This is a genomic window from Luteimonas sp. RIT-PG2_3, from assembly GCF_054902115.1.
Window position 1 is genome coordinate 44,617 of record NZ_JBUBPF010000013.1, and the last position, 17,317, is coordinate 61,933.

Sequence of the window (17,317 nt, forward strand, 5' to 3'; positions counted from 1 at the left end):
TTGCCGGCCTGCGTGGCCGGCAAGCGACGTCTTACTTGTCGTCCGCGCGCGGCGTCACCGCGATGAACTGGGTCCCGGCGCGGCTGCGGACCAGCAGCATCACCGTCTGCCCGGCCTTGACCCCACGCAGCTCGCGGTCCAGCGCGGCCACCGTCGCCACCGGCGCCCGGCCGACGCGCAGGATCACATCGCCGGGACGGATCCCGGCTTGGCGCGCGGCGCTGCCCTCGACATTGGCGATGCCGACGCCCTCATCGTTGCCCAGGCCCAACTGGCGGCGCTGCGCAGCGGTGAGCTCCTGGCCGATCAGCCCGAGCGCATTGGCCGACTTGGCGGCGGCGGGCGCATCGTCGGTGACGCTCGGGCGGCTGCCCGGAGTCGCGTCCTCGAGCTGGGTCAGCGTGACCTCGACCTCGCGCTCGCGGCCCTCGCGGAACACCGACAGCTTGACCTTGGTCCCCGGACGCTTGCTGCCGATCAGCGGCGGCAGGTCGCTGGACTGCACGATCTGCACACCATCGACCTTACGGATCACGTCGCCGGGCTCGATGCCGGCTTTCTCGCCGGCGCTGCCGGGCTGCACGTTGTTGACCAGCGCGCCGCGGGTATCGGGCAGGCCCAGGCCGCTGGCCTTGTCGGTGGTGATCTGCTCGACCACCACGCCGACCGCGCCACGGCGTACTTCACCGGTGCTCTTGAGCTGCTCGACGACATTCATCGCGACATCCATCGGGATCGCGAAGCTGACGCCCATGTAGCCACCGGAGTTGCTGAAGATCTGCGAGTTGATGCCGATGACCTGTCCGCTGGTGTTCAGCAGCGGGCCGCCGGAGTTGCCCTGGTTGATCGCGACGTCGGTCTGGATGAAGGGCACGTAGCGCTGGTTGGCCGAGGTCGAGCGCTGTACGGCACTGACGATGCCGGCGGTGACCGACTGATCGAGGCCGAACGGCGAACCGATCGCGACCGCCCACTGGCCCGGCTTGACCGCGCCCGAATCCCCGATCTGCAGGTACGGCAGGTCCTTGGCCTCGATCTTCAGCAACGCAACGTCGGACTGCTCATCGCTGCCGACGACCTTGGCGGTGAACTCGCGGCGGTCGTCGAGCGTGATCTTGACCTCGTCGGCGCGGTCGACGACATGGTGGTTGGTCAGCACGTAGCCATCGCCGCTGATCAGGAAGCCCGATCCCAGCGAACGCCCGCGCGGCCCTTCGAACTCGTCGCCACCCTCGTCCGGACCCGGCATCTGGAAGCCGGGACCGAAGAAGCGCCGGAAGATCTCGGGAATCTGGTCCTGGCCGGGCGCCTGTCGCGAGCCGCGCTGGGCGGTGCGGTTGCCCAGCGTGACCTGGACATTGACCACCGCGGGGCCGACCTGGTCGACCAGCCGGGTGAAATCGGGCAAACCGGTCACCAGCGGCGCGACCGGGACGGGACTTGCGATCGCGGCCGGCGCAGCAGACGCGGGGGCGCCGGCGGCGGATTGCGCGGTCGCGGCCGGGAGCACCACGGCAGCGGTCGCCGCGGCAGTGACGACCATCAGGACTGCAACATGCAGGGGCTTTTTCATGGGGGTGCGGCCTCGATCAGCACAAAGGGGAATCGACGCGGCAGCGCGCAGGCAAGCTTGGGGCGCAGCCACGCAGGGACAGGCTGGGAAAGAACAGGCGGTGGGGAAAGAAGGACACCGGACGGCTGGAGATGCGACGCGCGCCCTGGGCCCGCGGACTGGACAACGCCCAGTCCCCGGACATCAAGGACGGATCGGCTCCGCGCTGTGGTTGCCGGCGGGCACCGTGGCGCGCGCCTCGCTGTTGAGGGGCACGACGCTCGAACGGGTCGGCGGCTGCATGCCCTGCAGCGACGAGGTCATCGGTGCGACCTGCGGGTGGAACGGTTCGAATGTGGAACCCGACGCGGGCTGGAAGCCGCTGGACGTCGCGCCGTAACCGACCGCGAACGCGTTCGACGAGGCACCGGGCAGCAAGGCACGCGGCCATGGGCGGCTTGGCACCACGGTGGCCGGTGCCATCAGGTCGCGCGCGGGCACGATGGCGTCGTGGCCGGACGCCAGCAACGCCGGCGACGACTGGCCGACGGCGAACACCGGTTCGGCATCGGCGCGACGGGCCTGCACGCGCGCAGCGGCACGCTGGCTCTGTCCACGCGAACGACGTTCCGACGCGCGACGCGGCACTTCGGCCACGGCAACGGCCGTCGCCAGTGCAGCGGCGGTATCGACCAGCGGCGACGCCGGCGAAGGCGTCTCGACGGCAAGCGCCATCGCATCGGGTGCACTGGCATTGGCCGACGCCTGGTCCGCCGCGGGGGCGGCATCGCGGGTCGCGATCATGCTCGACGGCGCATCGCCCGTCCCGGGCTGCACGGCATCCTGCGGCTGGCGCACGACGAAGATCGCCAGCAGTGCCACGGACGCGGCGATCGCCGCGCCCCCCCAGCGCGCGAAGCGCGGGCGTGTCCCTGCAGCGGCCTGTTGCGCAGGCGCCACGTTGTCGCCGCCGGCATGGATCGCCAGCGCGACACGTTGTGCGAAGTCCGACGGCAGCAGGTCGTCGGCGCGTCCACGCAGGACATCGCCACAGACCTGCCAGCGCTCCCAGCAGGCAGCGAGCTCGCTGTCGTGCTCCAGTCGACGCAGCATGAATCGCGCTTCATCCGGCGACAGCTGTCCGTCGAGCATCGCCGAGAGCTGCTGGCGATGGTAGACATAGAGTTTGTCGGGATCAGGGCTGATCTGCATCGTGTCGTTGTCGTCTGCAACCGTCATCGTGTCGCACGCTCCACTTTGGTGTCCGTATCCAGCAGGGGTTTCATTTCCTGGTCGATCGCCTCTCGCGCCCGGAAGATCCGGGAGCGCACGGTGCCGATCGGGCAATCCATGCGTTCGGCGATTTCCTCGTAGCTCAGGCCGTCGACTTCACGCAGGGTGATCGCCAGCTTGAGCTCCTCGGGCAATGCTTCGACCGCACGCATCACCGTTTGTTCCAACTGCTGGCGCATCATTTCGCGTTCGGGCGTATCGGAGTCGCGCAGGCGGATGCCGGAGTCGAACTGTTCGGCGTCCTCGATATCGATATCCGCACCGGGCGGACGGCGATTGCTGGCGACGAGATGGTTCTTGGCGGTATTCACTGCGATCCGATGCAACCAGGTATAGAACTGGGCATCGCCCCTGAAACTCCCGATCGCGCGGTAGGCGCGGATGAAGGTTTCCTGGGCGACATCCTGGACTTCGCTCCAGTCGTGCACGTAGCGACCGATCAGCGCAGCCACCCGGTGCTGGTACTTGCGCACCAGCAGGTCGAAGGCGGCGCTGTCTCCGCGCTGCACGCGCTTGACCAGCTCGAGATCCAGTTGTTGCGTATCTATCTCGGCCATCGGGCCGGCGCTCCTTCGTCGCCCGGCCTGTTGGCTGGGCACTGTGACCTTTGGCAGGGGTGGAAGTTCCCACGCCTGTTCGATTCGACAAGTTTCCGTTGATCTGGGGCCTCCCCGCCCGTGCCGCAAGTCCGGGCAAGGCCGCCCCGGCGTCGCCCACCGAGCTTGCGGCGGCACGCCCCACCGCAACGTGAACACGGCCAACCCGGCTTCCGGGCATAGGGCCTCCACCTCTCGTAGAGGAGCCGCCCGCTCCGGACGAGTGCGTCCCCAGCCTATCGCGTGGTCCAGCCCCTCTCGCGCCAGCTCGCGTCCGACGGCTCGGTCCCCTGGTCATCGGGTCCCGGCAGCGCGGGGCCACCCTTGCGCAGCAGCCAGAGCGTGGCTGCCGACTGCGCCCCGGCCAGCGACGGCGATGCGTCAGGCAACGCGGATTTGACGTGGCCGAAGTAACATCGGGATCATAGAGGGTCACTCCATACCCTGACGGATGGTACCCATGATCGCTGGCCTCGACGGTTTGCGTTTCAGCCATTGGCAAGTCGAGCAGCGCCCCGATGGCGTGCTGCTGCTGTCATTCGACCGCGCCAACGAGTCGGTCAACACCTTCTCCCAGGACGTCCTGCTGGAGCTGGACGCACTGCTGGAACGGCTGGCGCTGGATCCGCCCAAGGGTCTGGTGCTGCGCTCGGCCAAGTCGCGCGGCTTCATTGCCGGCGCCGACATCCGCGAGTTCCAGGAGTTCGACCGCAAGGGCACGATCGGCGACACCATCCGCCGCGGCCAGCAGACCTTCCAGCGCCTGGCCGAACTGCGTTGCCCTACGGTCTCGGCCATCCATGGCTTCTGCATGGGCGGCGGCACCGAGATCTCGCTGGCCTGCGACTACCGCATCGCCAGCGACGATCCGTCGACGCGCATCGGCCTGCCCGAGGTCAAGCTGGGCATCTATCCGGGCTGGGGCGGCAGCGTGCGCCTGCCGCGCCTGGTCGGCGCACCGGCGGCCTTCGACGTCATGCTGACCGGACGCACGCTGTCGGCATCGGCGGCGAAGGCGATGGGCCTGGTCGACAGGGTCGTGCCACCCGACGCCCTGCTCGAAGCCGCAGCAGCGCTTGCGCTCAAGGGTACCCAGCGTCCGTTCAAGCAGCGCCTGCTCGGCTGGATCACCAATACCTGGCCGGCACGACAACTGCTGACACCGATGCTGGTCAAGCAGGTCGCACGCAAGGCCAGGAAGGCGCACTACCCTGCCCCGTATGCCCTGATCGACACCTGGCGGCGCAGCAGCGGCGGCACCCAGGCCTTGCTGAAGGCCGAGCGCCGATCGGTCGTCAAGCTTGCCAGCACCCCGACCGCGCGCAACCTGACGCGGGTGTTCTTCCTGCAGGAGCGCCTGAAGGGGCTGGGCGGCAAGGACGCGGGCGCGAAGAACGGTGGCATCCAGCACGTGCATGTCGTCGGTGCCGGCGTCATGGGCGGCGACATCGCGGCGTGGGCGGCCTACAAGGGCTTCGACGTCACACTGCAGGATCGCGAGCAGGGCTTCATCGACAAGGCGCAGGCGCGCGCCCAGGCCCTGTTCGCCAAGCGCGTCAAGGACGACGCCAAGCGTCCCGAAGTCGCGGCGCGGCTGCGCTCCGACCTCGCTGGCGCAGGCATCGCCAGCGCCGACCTGGTCATCGAAGCGATCGTCGAACGCGCCGATGCCAAGCGCGAGCTTTACGCCAGCGTCGAGCCGCAGCTCAAGGCCGACGCCCTGCTGACAACCAATACCTCGTCGATTCCGCTCGGCGACCTGCGCGGACAACTGCGCAAGCCGGCGCAGTTCGCGGGCCTGCACTACTTCAACCCGGTCGCGCAGATGCCGTTGGTGGAGATCGTCCGCCACGACACCATGGCGCCGTCGACCGAGCAGCGCCTTGCGGCGTTCTGCAAGGCCATCGACAAGCTGCCGGTGCCGGTGTCCGGCACGCCGGGCTTCCTGGTCAACCGCCTGTTGTTCCCGTACATGCTGGAAGCCGTGCGCGCGTGGTCGGAAGGCATCCCGGGCGCGGTCATCGACAAGGCTGCCGTCAACTTCGGCATGCCGATGGGTCCGATCGAGTTGATCGACACCGTCGGCCTGGATGTGGCGGCCGGCGTCGGCGAGGAACTCGCGCCCTTCCTGGGCCTGCAGATCCCCGACGCGCTGTCGTCTCCGCCCGAAGCCGGCAAGCGCGGCAAGAAGGACGGCCAGGGTCTGTACACTTGGGAGCAGACTGACAAGGGCAGCAAACCGAAGAAGCCCGAAGTCCCGAAGGGCTACGAAGCGCCGCAGGACCTCGAGGACCGCCTGATCCTGCCGCTGGTCAACGAAGCCGTGGCCGCACTGCACGACGGCGTGGTCAGCGATGGCGACCTGCTCGATGCCGGCGTGATCTTCGGCACCGGCTTCGCGCCCTTCCGCGGCGGCCCGATCCAGTATGTGCGCGAAACCGGCAAGGACGTGCTTCTCGAGCGCCTGCGCACGCTCCAGGCCCGCTACGGCGACCGCTTCGCACCAAGGCAAGGTTGGGACAGCAACGCCCTGCAATGACTGGCAAAGGCGAATTCTGCTGCCGGCCTAGAATCGCGACGAGGTGAGCGCCAGATCGGCGTGCGCCCAAGCCTTGGCGAAGCGCTGCGTCGCAGCATTCGCCTCTGCCACACGCCCTTGCGCTTTGAGGCTTTCCGCCAATCCGAACAGAGACCAGCCGTTGTCCGGATTGCGCTGCAGTTCCTGACGATAGACTTGCTCGGCCGCTGCCGCATGACCGGCCTCGAGCAGCACCGCTCCCAGTGTCTGCCGCACCGGCGCGTGCCAGGCCAGCGGTTCGTCGTAGGGAATGATGTCTTCTATCGCCACGGCCTCCCGCAACGCATCGATCGCGTCATCGCTGCGCCCATGCACCATCGCCAGTTCCGCGGTCACGGTCCGTTCGGCGATGCGCGCAGCATGCGTCAGTGGATAGCGATCCCATACCAGCAATGCATCCATCGCCGGATCAGCAGCAAGCGGCCGCAATGCAGCCAGATGTCCGTCGGCTTCTCCGAGCCGTTGCTGGCGGATTGCCGCCAACGCCTGCGCGTAGTGCCATATCACGGTGACATAAGGCAGATCAGGGGCGGGATTGGCCACTCCGACGATTTCGTCCCAACGTCCGAAGCGGACCCGGTCGAACCATGGGGTCATCCAGTAGTGCTGCAGACCGGCATAGCCAGGTTCGCGCATCAACTCGGCCAGGGCCGTGTGTTCGGCAGTTTTCAGCGCGGCGGCCCGCGCCACCGCGCCATTCCCCTCCATGCTGGCGGCAAACCACAGGAAATGATGGTTATGCGGCACGTACCCGAGTGGATAGACGCCACCGGTATTTCCACGACACAGTGCAAGGTAGGCGTCATCGGCTTCGATCGCACGCTGGTTGGCAATCACCGCATCGTGCCAGCGCCCGACCCGCGCATAGATGTGCGACGGCATGTGTACCAGGTGGCCCGAACCCGGTACCAGTTCGCGCAAGCGGTCCGCGGCGACCGCGCCGCGCCGGGGATCGGCAGAGGCCTCGACAGCATGTACGTACAGGTGCAGCGCGCCGGCATGGTCTGGAGCGCGCGCCATCACCGACTCCAGCGTCGCCACCACCTCTGCGGTATGCCCCTTGGGCTGCAACTGCGCGTCGTAGTAATCCCAGGGTTGCAGGTCCATCAGTGATTCGGCCAGAAACACGGCGGCATCGAGGTCGTCGGTTCGTTTTCGCACGAGTTCGCGCATGGCAGCTGCATAGGCTTCGTCGAGGACGCGCCTGTCGGCCGGGGGAACCTCGGCATAGCGTGCAGACAGTGCATCGATGAACGCCTGCTCGCGCGCACTGGCCCCGGGTGCGAGGCGACGCGCACGCTGCAGCCGCTGCCAGGCATTGGCATTGTCGGCCGGATCCATCGCGGCGTTGACATGCGGCCCCAGCACCAGCGCCGCTCCCCACCAGCACATCGCACAGTCGGGATCCAGTGCGGCGGCTTTCAAAAAGGATCGCTCGGCGGCATCGTGATTGAAGCCGAACGTCAGCATCAGGCCCTGATCGAACCAGCGCTGCACCTCAGCGTGGCGGCTGGTGACCGGGAAATGATGCTTGCCCAGTCCCTCGAGCAGATTGGCACCGACCATCGCCAGTTCAGGTGGCGACGGGACGGCGGCAGTATCGGCTGGTGGCGACCGCCGGCACCCGGTGAAGAGCAGCAGGGCGAGCCAGCAGGGCAAAAAGAAAGCAGTGCGCAACGTGATCATGGCCGCCTCCGAACACACACCAACATCGAACGCGGCTGACCAGGCAAAACGGCCGCCTCCGCTTCTGCTCCAGCTCCGCAATCCGACAAACGGTCATTCGTCCTGTCGCAGGCATTGCCATTCGTCGCCGACGTCGGCCCGCGGTCACCGAGGGGGATCCGGGTCGACGCGATGCGCGCGTTGCGACGGCCGAACGAACCGCCCGGATGCGGCGCCCTGCGCTTCGAAGGGGCCCTCCGTTACGGTCGTGATCGGCGATTTCCCCCAGGCTCGAAGGGAGGGATGTCCAGTACGCCCATCGATACCGAAAACAGATCCACTCTGCGGCGGTGTATTGCGCTGAAGCTCACGCAGCACTGACTTTCCCGTCACGGCAACGCTGCTGCAATGGTCATCCCTCGCCAACCCGGTGAACACCATGACCCCGCCTCGTCCTGCGTCGCATATGCACCCGGCTCTGCTGAGCATCGGCATGACCTGCACCTTGATGCTGACAGCGTGCATGAGCGGCAGCGAGCCGCCGGTCGACGACAGCACGCGCACGACGCCTTCCAAGCACCCGGACGATCCTGCTGCGGCAGCCGTCGCCTATCCGGTCGGCACGGGACCTTCCCCGCAACTGCCTGCGCCCGATTCTTCCGCGATCCCCGTCGTCGAGATCGCGCCCGCGATCGGTTGGCCCGAGGGCGCGCAACCGGTGCCGGCGGAAGGCTTTGCGGTCACCGCCTTCGCCCAGGGACTGGACCATCCCCGGACCGTGATCGTGCTTCCCAACGGCGATGTGCTCGTCGCCGAGGCCAACAAGCCGGCAAGCAAGGGCACGCCCGGGCCGAAACAGATCGCGATGAATGCCGTGCAGAAGCGCGCGGGTGCCGGCGTGCCCAGTGCCGACCGCATCACCCTGCTGCGTGATGGCGATGGCGACGGTATCGCCGAGCAACGCCACGTCTTCATGAGCGGGCTGTCGTCTCCGTTTGGCATGGCCCTGGTCGGCGACACCCTGTATGTCGCCAATGCCGATGCCCTGGTCAAGGTGCCCTACGCGGCCGGCGCGACATCGATCACCGCGACGCCGGAAAAAGTCGCCGACCTGCCGGCCGGCCGCAACCATCACTGGACCAAGGCACTGGTCGCCAGCCAGGATGGCAGCAAGCTGTACGTCGGCGTCGGCTCCAACAGCAATATCGCCGAACATGGCATGCAGGAAGAAACCAATCGCGCCGCCGTCCTCGAGATCGATGCGGCCAGCGGCAGCGTGCGCAACTACGCCTCCGGCCTGCGCAATCCGACCGCGCTGGCGCTGCAGCCGCAGGGCGGCGCGTTGTGGGCGGTCGTCAACGAACGCGACGAGATCGGCAACGACCTGGTGCCCGACTATCTGACCTCGGTCCGCGAAGGCGCCTTCTATGGCTGGCCCTACAGCTACTACGGCCAGCACGTGGATACCCGCGTGCAGCCGCAGGACGCGGCCCTGGTCGCGAAGGCGATCGCACCCGACTACGGCCTGGGCTCGCATGTGGCGCCGCTGGGCCTGGCGTTCCACTCCGGCAAGGCCTTGCCGGCGCGCTATGCGAACGGCGCCTTCATCGGCCTGCACGGGTCCTGGAACCGTCAGCCGAAGGTCGGCTATTCGGTCGTGTTCGTGCCATTCGCCAATGGCGCGCCTTCGGGTCCGATCGAGACCGTGCTCGGCGGCTTCGTCAACAACGACGGCGATGCACAGGGGCGCCCGGTGGGCATCGCCGTCGATGCCCGCGGCGGCGTGCTGGTGGCGGACGATGTGGGCAATGCCGTCTGGCGGCTCGCTCCTGCCGCTACGGCCAAGCCCAGTCCGTAGCCAGGAGTCGCGCCACCGCACTGGCAGGCGGCGCGTTCGGGCGCAGGTCCTGCCACACGGGAATGGATCCCGGCGAGCCAATCGCAGTTGCAGGCCCCTCCGAGCCAACTTTTTTATGACATGGCTACCTGCACAATGACAAAGCGGTGCAACTGGGGGGTCCGGTTGCCGCGTTCCTTCCGGCGCATTGCATGTCCCGACGCAATATCGACAGCCTTCTGGCAAGGCTTCGTCCCGTACTGATCGTCTTCGTGGTGGGACTTCTGGTCCTGGGCACGTCCCGCCTGCTGTTGTCGTTGTGGACCTTCGACCAGGTCGACCTGGTCGACGGCGCGGCCGAAGTCTTCCTCGGCGGCCTGCGCGTCGACGTGGCCACGCTATGCGGATTGCTGGGGCCGGGCGCGGCCTTGTGGCTGCTGCTGCCCTCCCGCCTGGCCCGCCATGCCGTGTTCCGCTGGCTGGCGACGGCGTGGCTGGTGGCGGTATTGGCGCTGCTGGTATTCCTGGAGGCATCCACGCGCGACTTCATGGCCGAGTACGGCCTGCGCCCGAACCGGCTGTTCGTCGAGTACCTGATCTACCCACGCGAAGTGGCCCGCACCCTGATGGGAGGCCATGCGCTGAGCGCGGCGATCACGTTGCTGCTGACGCTGGTGACCGCGCTGCTGGCCTGGCGCTGGCTGCGCTCGCACATCGTGCGCGGCGCCGAGGCGCGCCCCGGCCCGGTGCTGCAGGTGTTCGGCGCCATCGCGCTGGTGCTGCTGTCGGCGATGGGCGTGCGCTCGTCGCTGGGACATCGGCCGATGAACCCGGCGATGCTGGCCTTCAGCGACGACGCGACCGTCAACACGCTGCCGCTCAATTCGACCTATACGGTGTTCTTCGCCGCGCGCGACCTGCTGAAGGACGAGCCCGGGGCGGAAATCTACGGCGAGATGCCGTTGGCCGACATCGTGGCCGAGGTCCGCTGCGAAACCGGCCTGCCCGCCACCGCGTACGTCGATGCGGCACTGCCAACGCTCGCGCAGCGTCCCGTGCTGCATCAGGGCAAGCCGCTGAATCTGGTGATCGTGCTGGAAGAAAGCCTGGGCGCGCAGTTCATCGGCAGCCTAGGCGGCCGCCCGCTGTCGCCCCACTTCGACCGCCTGAGTCAACAGGGCTGGGCATTCGATCGGCTGTACGCCACCGGTACGCGTTCGGTGCGCGGCATCGAGGCGGTCCTGACCGGCTTCACGCCGACGCCCGCGCAGGCAGTGGTCAAGCAGCCCAAGAGCCAGCATGACTTCTTCACCCTTGCGCAACTGCTCGCCCGCCACGGCTATGCGACGACGTTCCACTACGGCGGTGAAAGCCACTTCGACAACATGCGTGGCTTCTTCCTCAACAACGGCTTCCAGCACATCATCGAGCAGAAGGACTATCGCCATCCGGTCTTCACCGGTTCCTGGGGGGTATCAGATGAAGACTTGTTCGCACGCGCGGACGAGGAGTTCGACAAGCTCCACGCAGAAGGCAAGCCATTCTTCGGGCTGGTCTTCAGTTCCAGCAACCACGATCCGTTCGAGTTCCCGGACGGCCGCATCGCGTTGTACGAGCAGCCCAAGCAGACGCGCAACAATGCCGCGAAATATGCCGACCATGCGATCGGCACGTTTTTCGACAAGGCGCAACGCGCGAGCTACTGGAACGACACGGTGTTCCTGGTCGTGGCCGACCACGACTCGCGCGTGCTGGGGCAGGAGCTGGTGCCGATCGGCAACTTCCATATCCCCGGCCTGATCATCGGCCCGGGCGTCACGCCACGCCGTGATCCACGCATCGTCAGCCAGATCGACCTGGGGCCGACGCTGCTGTCGCTGATCGGCATCCAGGACCCGACGCCGATGACCGGCCAGGACCTGACCGATCCGACGCGGCTGGTGCCGGGTCGCGCGATGATGCAGTACGACACCAACTTTGCATGGATGCAGGGCAATGAGGTGGTGATCCTGCAGCCGTCGAAGTCGGCGCAGCAGTTCATCTACCAACCAAAGACGCAGGACCTGGTACCGGCGACACTGGATCCGAAGCTCGCGCGGCGCGCGTTGGCGCAATCGCTGTGGGCGACACACGCCTACGAGAACGGGTTGTACCGTTTACCTCCCTTGCCCGCAGTGGCAGCGGGCAGCCCCGCCGACGGCAAGGCTGCCGAACGCGCGGCCGAGGCAACGCCCTGATGCCTGATGGGTCGACGTCTTCGAAGGGGCCTACGTCGGAAACTTGCCCAACGCCGCGATATTGACGCGCGCGGCGGTGGTGTGTCGGGCTGCGATCAGTGATACAGCTTTGAGGCCTTTACTCGCGCGTCCATAAAAGCAGACAGGCTTTAGGCTTCGGAAGCCGCATCGCCCCGTCCAGGGTTTGCTGCTCGGCTCGGTCAGCCATCCTTGGCTGACTCGCCGCCGCGGACCATCCATGGCCCGCTCTCCGCAATCCCGGCCGAGGCGACGCTCTGATGTTGGATGGGCCGATGTCTTCGACGGCGAAGGCAAGTGCTAGAAACCCAGCGACACCGAGATCCTGACGCTCGCGGCGGTGCAGTGTCGAGCGGAGGCTGCGTCGAGCACGCCATAGATGGCGTGCGCCCGAGTCAGGGCAGGATGCCCTGACCGAGGGAAGAGCAGCCGCAGCCCGGCACGCCGCTGCAAATCCGGGTGCAACGAATCTGCTTTTGAGCTCTGTTCTTCTAAGAGATAAGAGCAAGGGCTTGGCTTCGTCGGCTTCGGATGCCGCATCGCCCCGTCCAGGGCTTGCTGCTCGGCTCGGTCAGCCATCCTTGGCTGACTCGCCGCCGCGGGCCATCCATGGCCCGCTCTCCGCAATCCCCGGCCGAGGCGACGCTCTGATGTTGGATGGGCCGATGTCTTCGACGGCGAAGACGCATTAGACCTGTCGACACCGCAATCGTGCCGCGCGCGGCAGTGGAGGGTCGGGCGGAGGTTGCGCCGAGCACGCCATGGATGGCGTGCGCCCGAGTCAGGGCAGGATGCCCTGACCGAGGGAAAAGCAACCGCAGCCCGGCACGCCACTGCGAATCCGGAGCCAGCAAATGCACATCAGCACTCCGGCAGACTTGCGATGCCGACCATCCGGCGAAGAATCAAAAACCCCGGGACCGCGGCCACGCGACATGTCGCCGCAACACCGCGACACCGCGACACCGCACTACATCGTGTGCGTCTGCTTCTCCGCCGACAGCATGCCTGCCAGCAGGGTTTCAATCCGGCCCTTGACCGCATCGCCTTCAGGCGTGTCGCCGAATTGCACACCGACACCCGCGGGCCGATTGCCCTGCGCACCGGTCGGCGTTGCCCAGACCACCTTGCCTGCAACCGGCAGGCGATCGCTGGACTCTGGCAGCGTCAGCAACAGGAAGACCTCGTCGCCGAGGAAGTAACGCTTAGGCGTCGGCACGAAGATGCCGCCGTTCTTCAGGTACGGCATGTAACCGCTATACAACGCGGCCTTGTCCTTGATCACCAAGGACAGGATGCCCTGTCGTGCACTACCTGCGGTTGCGTTCATTGCATCGTCCCCGTCAGCCTCGATTCCTGCCCGCGATACCCGAACGGGTACCGTCGTCGCGCCAGGCCAGCAACAACTCGGCCACGGCCAGATCCGCGCGGATCGTCGTCCTGAGCAGGTCGCGTGTCCTGTTGGCCGCATCGAACCACGTGGCCAGCTTCCGGATTCGCATCGGATCGGTCAAGCCGCCAGCCTCGACCAGGGCCAGATCGGCAGCATGGCGCAGGCGCGCCGACGTGTGCTCGTCGCCGACCCAACGCTGCGCCGTCTCGATCGGCGCCACATCGCCCCGCGACAGCTTCTGCAGATCGGCAGCCACATCCTTGCGCAGTTGCAGCCCGCCATCGCGCAGCCAGCCATCGGCCAGGCCGGGATGACCGCGTGCGGCCTCCAGCGCGTCCAGCGCAGCCCTGTCGGAATGCCCCTGTGCGCGCAGCCAGTCCAGTGCCTCATCACGCGGCGGCATCCGGAACTCCAGCCGCTGGCAGCGGCTGCGGATCGTCGCCGGCATGCGCGCCGGGTTGGCGGTGACCAGCCACAGGTAACGCCCCGGCTGCGGCTCCTCCAGTGTCTTCAGCAACGCGTTGTAGGCCGAATGGTTGATCGCATCGGCAGGATCGATGATCGCGATCTGCGCACCGCCATATTGCGGCGTCAGGATCAGCTTCTCGGACAGCGCGCGGATCTGCTCGATGACGATCTCGGTACGCAGCTTGGTCCCTTCACGATTGTTGATGAAGCTGACCAGGTGATAGTCCGGATGGGTGCCGGCCGCGAACAGCTGCGCCGCGCGCGCATCATGGTCGACGCCCAGCAGATGCGCGGCCAGGCGCTCGGCGACCGCCCGCTTGCCCAGTTGTGCCGGGCCGCAGATCATCAGCGCATGCCCCATGCGACCGCTGTCGATGGCCGCGACAGCATGGTCGAACATGCGCTGCTGCCAGGGCGCGAGGACGCCGCTCATGCGGCCTGCTCCCGCTGCCGCCACTGCTGCAACTGGTGCACTGCATCGGCAGCCACGTCGGCAGCGCTATGAGATGCGTCGATGACGCGGAAGCGCTGTGGATCGGCAGCGGCACGCGCCCGATAACCGGCGCGCACCCGCTCGAAGAAATCGTCCTGCTCGGACTCGATGCGGTCGGGGACGAGATCGCGACCACGCGTGCGCTCGCGTCCCTGCGCAACACCCAGATCGAGCAGCAGCGTCAAGGCCGGACGCAGACCCACCACGCGGCGCTCCAACTCATGGATCAGCGACGGGTCGAGCCCGCGCGCTGCGCCCTGGTAGGCGTAACTGGAGTCGGTGAAACGATCACACAGCACCCAGGCGCCACGCGCCAGCGCCGGCTGGATGGTCTCGCGCACGTGCTGCACGCGCGCGGCGAACATCAGCAGCAACTCGGTTTCCGCGACCGCAGGCTCATGCGTGGGATCGAGCAGCAGCTCGCGGATGCGTTCGGCCAGTGGCGTGCCACCGGGCTCGCGGGTACTGACGACCTCATCGCCCGCCGACGTCAGCGCCTCGCGCAGCGCATGCAGTACGGTGGACTTGCCAGCGCCCTCGCCGCCTTCCAGCGAGATGAACCTGGGATGCGAAGGAATCGGATGCACGATCGACATGTTCAACGCGGCCCGTGCTGTTCGCGGTAGCGGCGCACGTACTCGCGGACCGCAGCGTTGTGCGCATCCAGCGACGGCGAGAACACATGCCGGCCACTGCCGTCGCCGACCGCCACGAAGTACAGCGCATCGCCTTCGGCGGGATGGGTCGCGGCCTGCAGCGCCTCGGCCCCGGCCATCGCGATCGGCGTCGGCGGCAGGCCGTCGCGGGTGTAAGTGTTGTATGGCGTGTCGGTCAGCAGGTCGCTGCGGCGGATGTTGCCGCTGTAAAGGCTGCCCATGCCGTAGATCACCGTGGGATCGGTCTGCAGGCGCATGCCGATCTTCAGCCGGCGCGCGAACACGCCGGAAATCTGTGGACGCTCCTCGGCGATCCCGGTTTCCTTCTCGATGACCGAAGCCATGACCAGCGCCTCCTCGGCCGAGCGCAGCGGAATGTCTGCGGCCCGCGTTTCCCATGCGACCGCCAGCGCGCGATCGAGCGCATCGGCGGCGCGGCGCAGCACGTCGAGATCGCTGTCGCCGCGGGTGTAGACATAGGTTTCCGGCAGGAAGCGTCCTTCCGGATGCACACCGGCGCGATCGAGCCGACTCATCAAGGCGGCGTCGTCCAGTTCCGCCAGCGTCTGCACCAGCGGCGTCGCACGCGCCAACGCCGCACGCAGCTCGCGGATGTTCCAGCCTTCGACGATCGTGAACCGGTAGCTGACGACCTTGCCGTCGCGCATCCGTTGCAGCAGCGTGCGCGGAGAGATCCCGGGTTCCAGCGCGTACTCGCCGACCTGGATCTTGCCGGCCGCACCCAACTGGCGCGACAGCCATTGCCATTCCAGGTCGTGGCCATCGTCGATGCCGGCCTGGCGGAGCTTGGACAATACCCGCTTGAACGAGTCGCCACGCTCGACGACCAGGCTCTGCCCCGGCGCGATCCCGCTCAGGCCACGGTCGGCGAAACCGAGGTGGCGGTCATAGGCCCACCACGCCAGCGCGCCCGCGATCAGGGCGGAGAATACGAAGAACAGCAGGAAGCGGCGTTTGCGGGCAGGCGCAGTCATGCGTGGGCGGTCGGCGGCCGGTCGAGGCTTGGGCCGACAGGATACCCCGCGACCATGCGCGCAGGCCAAACCCGCCACAACCCCGGGCGCAGGCCGCGGCCATCGCACGCAGCAGCGCCGGCACGGCTGGCGCTGACGATGCCGCGGGCCGGCCTCAAGGGATCAGCGCGCGCAGCATGCCCTGCGCCTTCGCGCGGGTCTCGTCGAGTTCGCGCTGCGGATCCGAGTCGGCCACGATGCCGGCGCCGGTCCGGAAGCGCAGCGTCCGACCGCATAGCTCGGCGCTGCGGATCAGGATATTGATGTCGAGGTCGCCGTCTCGGTTGAGCCAGCCGAAACCGCCCGTGTAGGCACCCCGGCCCGCCCCTTCCAGTTCGGCGATGATCTCCATGCAGCGGACCTTCGGACAACCGGTGATCGTGCCGCCGGGAAACACCGCGCGGATCACGTCACCCGGCGTCACGTCGACACGCAGCTGGCCGCGCACGTTGCTGACGATGTGGTGGACATGGGCATAGCTTTCGATCGTCATCAGCTCGTCGACCTCCACGCTGCCCGGCGTGCAGACGCGCCCGAGGTCGTTGCGCTCCAGGTCGACCAGCATGATGTGTTCGGCGCGTTCCTTGGGATGCCCGACCAGTTCGCGGATGCGCGCGGCATCGTCGTCGCCGGCTACGCGCGGACGGGTACCGGCGATCGGACGGGCCTCGACCAGATCGCCGCGCACCGAGACCAGCCGCTCCGGTGATGCGCTGGCGACCGCCCAGCCGTCGCCGGCGAGTAGGCCCGCGAACGGCGCGGGATTGGCGTCGCGCATGCGCGCGTACAGCGCCGCAGGCTCGACCGCGTCGTCGAACCGCGCCTGCCAGCCACGCGACAGGTTGACCTGGAAGATGTCGCCCGCACGCAGGTAATCGAGGATGCGTTCGACGCCATCGGTGAACTGCACGGGCGCGTCTTCGTCCAGCGTCGCTGGCGGACACCATGCCGGCAATGGCGTCGGCACGCGGGCAATCCAGGTCTGGAGTTCGTCCAGCAGCCCGGCATGCCCGGCTTCGGCAACCGCAAGGCATTCGCCGCTGGCGTGGTCGCGCAGGATCGCCGCCGGGCAGCGCAACGCGATCGCCACCGGGACATCGCCCAGCGCCGGCGGCAAGCGCAGCACCGGTTCCACTTCGCTGGCCAGCTCATAGCCCAGGAACAGCGCCCAGCCGCCACGGAACGGCCAACGCTGGACATCGTCGTTCACGGGCACGCGCAGCGCGCGCCAGCCGGCATCCAGGGTGTCGAGGAATCCGCCCGCCTGGGCGATGCCATGTTCGTCACGGGTGACGCCGTCGGCGTCCAGCGTCCACTGTTGCCCGTTGCCGATCAGCAGCATGTCCCAACGCGACTGCGCGGTGCCGTGGGCGACCGACTGCAGCAACATCGGGAAGCGTGCCGGCGCGGCACGATGCAACGCCAGCAGGTCGGTCTCGACCGGCAATGTCTGGGACAGCAACATGGGGTGGCCGCGTTGAGCGCGGGACGCGACCG

12 protein-coding genes are annotated in these 17,317 nt (G+C 67.6%); 3 read left to right on the forward strand and 9 right to left on the reverse strand.

Annotated elements, in window-relative coordinates; translation table 11 throughout:
• Positions 1–31: 31 nt before the first annotated feature.
• The 3 genes from ACYX7E_RS16560 to rpoE all read right to left on the reverse strand — a co-directional run bounded on the left by ACYX7E_RS16560 (position 32) and on the right by rpoE (position 3,402).
• On the reverse strand, positions 32–1,573 hold the full coding sequence (locus ACYX7E_RS16560) for a Do family serine endopeptidase (RefSeq protein WP_462081705.1): 1,542 nt from the start codon (positions 1,571–1,573) through the stop codon (positions 32–34).
• A 183-nt stretch (positions 1,574–1,756) separates the two neighbouring features.
• Complete coding sequence (locus tag ACYX7E_RS16565) at positions 1,757–2,791, reverse strand: sigma-E factor negative regulatory protein (protein ID WP_462081706.1); 1,035 nt, start codon at positions 2,789–2,791, stop codon at positions 1,757–1,759.
• The gene (gene rpoE, locus ACYX7E_RS16570) at positions 2,788–3,402 is read right to left on the reverse strand and encodes an RNA polymerase sigma factor RpoE (protein ID WP_462081707.1); all 615 of its coding nucleotides are present in this window, start codon (positions 3,400–3,402) and stop codon (positions 2,788–2,790) included. Before rpoE ends, ACYX7E_RS16565 begins: the two co-directional genes overlap by 4 nt.
• Before the next feature lie 499 nt (positions 3,403–3,901).
• Here rpoE and ACYX7E_RS16575 point away from each other — a divergent pair, with 499 nt between their 5' ends.
• Entirely contained in the window at positions 3,902–5,980 is a 2,079-nt protein-coding gene (locus tag ACYX7E_RS16575) for a 3-hydroxyacyl-CoA dehydrogenase NAD-binding domain-containing protein (RefSeq protein WP_462081708.1), read from the forward strand.
• A gap of 27 nt (positions 5,981–6,007) precedes the next feature.
• Here ACYX7E_RS16575 and ACYX7E_RS16580 read toward each other — a convergent pair whose 3' ends face one another.
• A complete protein-coding gene (locus ACYX7E_RS16580; protein WP_462081709.1) occupies positions 6,008–7,705 on the reverse strand; it encodes a hypothetical protein in 1,698 nt (565 codons plus the stop codon).
• A gap of 472 nt (positions 7,706–8,177) precedes the next feature.
• Between ACYX7E_RS16580 and ACYX7E_RS16585 the strand changes: the two genes are divergently transcribed.
• On the forward strand, positions 8,178–9,542 hold the full coding sequence (locus ACYX7E_RS16585; RefSeq protein ID WP_462081710.1) for a PQQ-dependent sugar dehydrogenase: 1,365 nt from the start codon (positions 8,178–8,180) through the stop codon (positions 9,540–9,542).
• A 191-nt stretch (positions 9,543–9,733) separates the two neighbouring features.
• The gene (locus ACYX7E_RS16590; protein WP_462081711.1) at positions 9,734–11,758 is read left to right on the forward strand and encodes an LTA synthase family protein; all 2,025 of its coding nucleotides are present in this window, start codon (positions 9,734–9,736) and stop codon (positions 11,756–11,758) included.
• Between the two features lie 988 nt (positions 11,759–12,746).
• On the opposite strand, the gene ACYX7E_RS16595 is transcribed toward ACYX7E_RS16590, so the two are convergent.
• The 5 genes from ACYX7E_RS16595 to ACYX7E_RS16615 form a co-directional block, all read right to left on the reverse strand.
• Complete coding sequence (locus ACYX7E_RS16595) at positions 12,747–13,106, reverse strand: PilZ domain-containing protein (protein WP_462081712.1); 360 nt, start codon at positions 13,104–13,106, stop codon at positions 12,747–12,749.
• Between the two features lie 13 nt (positions 13,107–13,119).
• The gene (locus ACYX7E_RS16600) at positions 13,120–14,070 is read right to left on the reverse strand and encodes a DNA polymerase III subunit delta' (protein WP_462081713.1); all 951 of its coding nucleotides are present in this window, start codon (positions 14,068–14,070) and stop codon (positions 13,120–13,122) included.
• Positions 14,067–14,726: a dTMP kinase gene (gene tmk, locus ACYX7E_RS16605; protein ID WP_462081756.1), complete on the reverse strand. Its 660-nt coding sequence runs from the start codon at positions 14,724–14,726 to the stop codon at positions 14,067–14,069. The genes ACYX7E_RS16600 and tmk overlap by 4 nt, the downstream gene beginning before the upstream one ends.
• Before the next feature lie 2 nt (positions 14,727–14,728).
• A complete protein-coding gene (gene mltG / locus ACYX7E_RS16610) occupies positions 14,729–15,781 on the reverse strand; it encodes an endolytic transglycosylase MltG (RefSeq protein WP_462081714.1) in 1,053 nt (350 codons plus the stop codon).
• Between the two features lie 154 nt (positions 15,782–15,935).
• On the reverse strand, positions 15,936–17,285 hold the full coding sequence (locus ACYX7E_RS16615) for an aminodeoxychorismate synthase component I (protein WP_462081715.1): 1,350 nt from the start codon (positions 17,283–17,285) through the stop codon (positions 15,936–15,938).
• Positions 17,286–17,317 lie beyond the last annotated feature (32 nt).